3 protein-coding genes are annotated in these 4,151 nt (G+C 35.8%); all 3 read left to right on the forward strand.

Annotated features, from left to right (window positions below):
- Window positions 1-149: 149 nt before the first annotated feature.
- The 3 genes from PLH43_RS13140 (at window position 150) to PLH43_RS13150 (ending at window position 4,085) form a co-directional block, all read left to right on the forward strand.
- Entirely contained in the window at window positions 150-929 is a 780-nt protein-coding gene (locus PLH43_RS13140; protein ID WP_324363860.1) for an NYN domain-containing protein, read from the forward strand.
- 556 nt (window positions 930-1,485) lie between these two features.
- On the forward strand, window positions 1,486-1,806 hold the full coding sequence (locus tag PLH43_RS13145; RefSeq protein WP_324363862.1) for a nucleoside triphosphate pyrophosphohydrolase: 321 nt from the start codon (window positions 1,486-1,488) through the stop codon (window positions 1,804-1,806).
- An 11-nt stretch (window positions 1,807-1,817) separates the two neighbouring features.
- The gene (locus PLH43_RS13150) at window positions 1,818-4,085 is read left to right on the forward strand and encodes a DEAD/DEAH box helicase family protein (protein ID WP_324363863.1); all 2,268 of its coding nucleotides are present in this window, start codon (window positions 1,818-1,820) and stop codon (window positions 4,083-4,085) included.
- Window positions 4,086-4,151 lie beyond the last annotated feature (66 nt).

Genomic DNA, 4,151 nt, shown 5'->3' on the forward strand with positions numbered 1-4,151 from the left:
ATATTATAATATAAAGGCAAAAGACGATTTAAGTAAATTTAAAACTAGATATGTTGTTTAGCATAGTCGAATTAAGAAAATTTTCAAAGAAAATATGAATTTACCTAACATTTTATATGTTGATAAAAAGATGAGGTGGGGGTTAAAAAATGAATGAACGTGTTATAAAAGAAATTCAAAATACGATAAAAGCTCAAAATGTTAAAAATGTAGCTATATTTGTAGATTTTGATAATATCTATTATGGTATGAAAGATTATGGCATAAATTGTGAGGATGTAAACTATTGTATTTTTACACTATTAAATAAGCTATATCCAAAAGATATGATTAGAACGATGAGAGCGTATGCTGATTTTGACCAGGTTAAAGTATCATTAAAATTGCTACAATCAAAAAGAGTACAAATTAGAAATGTATATGGAAATGGTAAAGAAGAAGAACATAGAAAAAATGCCTCTGATATAGAACTATCAATAGATGCAATTGAAACTTACTATAAAGATAATAATATTGATACATATGTTTTTTTAACTTCAGATAGTGATATGATACCAATAATGAGTAGAATGCTTTATAAAGGTAAGTTAGTGCATCTATTTTATTTGAATGGGCATACTACACAATATCAGAATATTGGAGAGTATTGTCATTTATCATATGATTTAATAGAAATATTTGAAATCGATATCAACAGAAGTAAACCCGAGTATTGGAAAGATGCTGCATTAACAGAAATAGATAATTGGTATAAAATAAAAGCAGGTTCAAATAAGCTATTAGGTGGAAAATGGTTAAATGAACTATTTTGCGAAAAGTTAATGCTTTCACGTAAATTATCAAGTGCTTTAATTGACTACTTAATTGCAAACAACTTTATTGAAGAAAAAACGAATGATACAGGCGCAAAAGGGTATATAATAAAGTAAACGGATATATAATAAGAATAGAATAGTTACTATATTGACAATTTTTGCGTATTGCCATATAATAATAGTAGATTAATGGTTCGTAAAACTTATAGGTTCAAGATTTTTAAGGTTCAAATCATTTAGAGTTCAATAATTTTAGGGTAAGGAAGAAGTCTACATTATGCGAGACTTCTTCTTTCGTTTGTTCATATAGTAGAATGAGATAAAACCTGCGAATATCCTCAATGCTATGCAAGCCCATGGTGCTAAAGGGTTAGAGAACCTTTAAAAACTCAAGGAAAATTGGAGCGAAAATGAGGGGTCACCTTTCAAAAGAAAAACAATGAGAAAGGCAATAGCTTTAGCGGTTATTCCTACCTGTATCTTCTTGCTAAGCGGTTTTCTATTAAAACATTGGCTTCCAGTCTCGGCATCGGTATTGTTTGGTGTAGGGCACGTCTATGTTACATATCAAAATCATTTGATTCTTTAGTGTTTTAATTTTCAGGTAAATGCTGTATAATTGCATTATCAAGGGAAGGAAGTATATTGGCTTTTAGGGAGATTGGGAAAAATGGGTGTAATTAAATATAACAAACTTGTGAGAGACAGAATACCGGAGATTATTGAAAAGAGCGGCAAGAAGGCAATTGTTGAAGAACTTGAATGTTCAGACTATAAAAAATATTTGGATGTAAAACTGGGTGAAGAGCTAGAAGAATATCTTGCAGGAGACAGCGTGGATGAACTGGCCGATTTGGTGGAAGTTGTTTATGCAATATTGAAATATAAAGGTGTCGATATCAAGGATTTTGAAAGTATAAGGAAAAGGAAGGCCGAAGAACGGGGAGCATTTGATAAAAGGTTGCTACTAAAAGAAGTCATCGAGGAGTAGGGGTGTTTGGTATGGAAAAGGAAGTAAAATATACTTCCAGCTTGGGAAGTGTTGCTGAAGATTTGTTTATGGAAATTTTCTGTGATGTTTTCGGACCTGAAAAAACACAATATATTTCCGCACAACATCCTTTTATAGACATATACGGTAACAGGAGATTTATTGACTTTGCCTTAGAGAGCGATAACTTGAGAATTGCAATAGAAATTGACGGAGAAAAATTTCACAATCCCAATAAAGTTTCCCAAAACAAATATTATGATGACCTTCTGAAGCAAAACAGCTTGATATATAACAATTGGAAAGTGTACAGATGGGTGTATGCCCAATTAAAGAATCAGAGAGAAAAGGTAAAAGACGAGTTAATGACCTTTATCGGCGAAATGCCCGAGTTCAGGATGCTGGAGGATTATCTGCCGAAACAGAAAGGGAAAGTAATAGAGCTTAAAGACCACCAGCAATCTGCCATTGAAAACCTCCAAAAAATGAGGGGCAGCGGGGAGAGTATCGCACTTTTGTACCATGCAACAGGTACGGGGAAAACTGTAACGGCGGCCAGCGATGCCAAGAATTTCGGTGAAAGAACCCTTTTCCTGGCTCATACCCGTGAGCTTGTGTCGCAGGCTAAAAGTACATTTGAGTATATCTGGCCGGAGAAAAAAAGCGGCATGTATGTGGCGGAACAAAAGGATGAGAATGCTTACGTGGTATGTGCAAGCATACAAAGCGTTGTACAGAATCTTGAACGGTTCAAACCGGATGATTTTGGCTACATCATTATTGATGAATGCCATCACAGCATCGCAGATACGTACAGGAAAATACTTGGATATTTCAAACCGAAATTTACTCTTGGGCTTACTGCAACTCCCGAAAGGGCTGATGGCGAGAACTTGCTGGAGCTGTTTAAAAATGTTGCACACAAACTGGATTTAAAAACGGCTGTTGAAATAGGTGAACTGACTCCAATCCGGTGTATCCGTGTCAAAACAAATGTGGACCTTTCCAGTGTCAGAATCAACGGTATCAAGTACTATACCCAGGATCTTGAAAGCAAATTGTTTGTTCCGGAAAGAAACAAAATTATTGTTGATACATATCTTCAATATGTGAAGAACAAAAAGACCGTTGTATTTTGCGCATCGGTAAAGCATGCGGAGGAAATTGCAGGGCTTTTCAGAGACAATAGTATAAAATGCGAAGCCGTATCGGGAACACTAAATAAAACAAAAAGAGAACGTATATTGAAAAACTATGAAAATGGGGATATCGACGTGCTGTGTGCCTGTGACCTGCTCAATGAAGGATGGGACAGTCCGAGGACAGAGGTGCTTTTCATGGCAAGGCCGACAATGTCCAAGACCCTCTATATGCAGCAATTGGGCAGAGGAATGAGGAAATGTGAAGGCAAGGAATACCTTATGGTATTTGACTTTATAGATAATGCAAATATGTTTAATATGCCGTATTCCATTCACAGGCTTTTAAACTTGAAAGAGTACCGGCCTGGGCAGTTGGTGCTTGCTCCGCAGAAGCAAATTGAGTTTGAGCGGGATTTGTGGGCAAAAGGGGAAAAGCCTGAGGTATGTTTGGATTTTCCTGTGGATGTGACGGATTATGAACTGATTGATTTGTTCAACTGGCAGGAAGAAGTCAAGGATATGATATCACAGCTTGAATTTGTCAGAATGGTGGATGTCCAGAGCGAGACTATTGAGAGGTATATCAGGGAAGGAAAGATAAAGCCTGATTTGGAGGTTCCCATTGGAGATAAACGAAGCTTTAAATATTTTAAAGAGGAAACGGTTAAGAAATATGCCTCCGAATACGGCTGGGACTTGATTACACCTGCCAATATGAAGGATAAGTTTATGGACATGGTAAAGGCCATGGATATGAGTTTTTCCTACAAACCTGTACTTCTAAAAGCTATGTTTGACCATGTCGATGAGAACGGAAGGGTTAGGGTTGAGGATATTGTAGATTATTTTATAGAGTTTTACAGTGACAGAAAGGATAAAGGTTTGGTTGTGGAAAAGAAGAGCAGTATATTTTGCAAGGAGGGCTTTACCAGAAAGGAAGTGGAAAGAAATATCTTTGCCAATCCTTTCAAGAGATTTGAAGATATGCGTTTTATGAAACGGTGCCGGGAGATTGAGTATGTGGAATTTAACAGGCATGTGTTCAAAAAGTTGACGAAAGATGATATTGAGTGGATCAAGGAGCATTGTGACAAGAAGCTGGAGGAGTATTACGGAAGAAATATTTTTAAAAAGTAATTGCAGAGGATTTTTTATTTTAAAATTGGTACTTGCAAACAGTAATGGTTATATTATAATAAGTAT

This window comes from Acetivibrio sp. (genome assembly GCF_035371925.1).
Lineage (GTDB): Bacteria > Bacillota > Clostridia > Acetivibrionales > Acetivibrionaceae > Hungateiclostridium.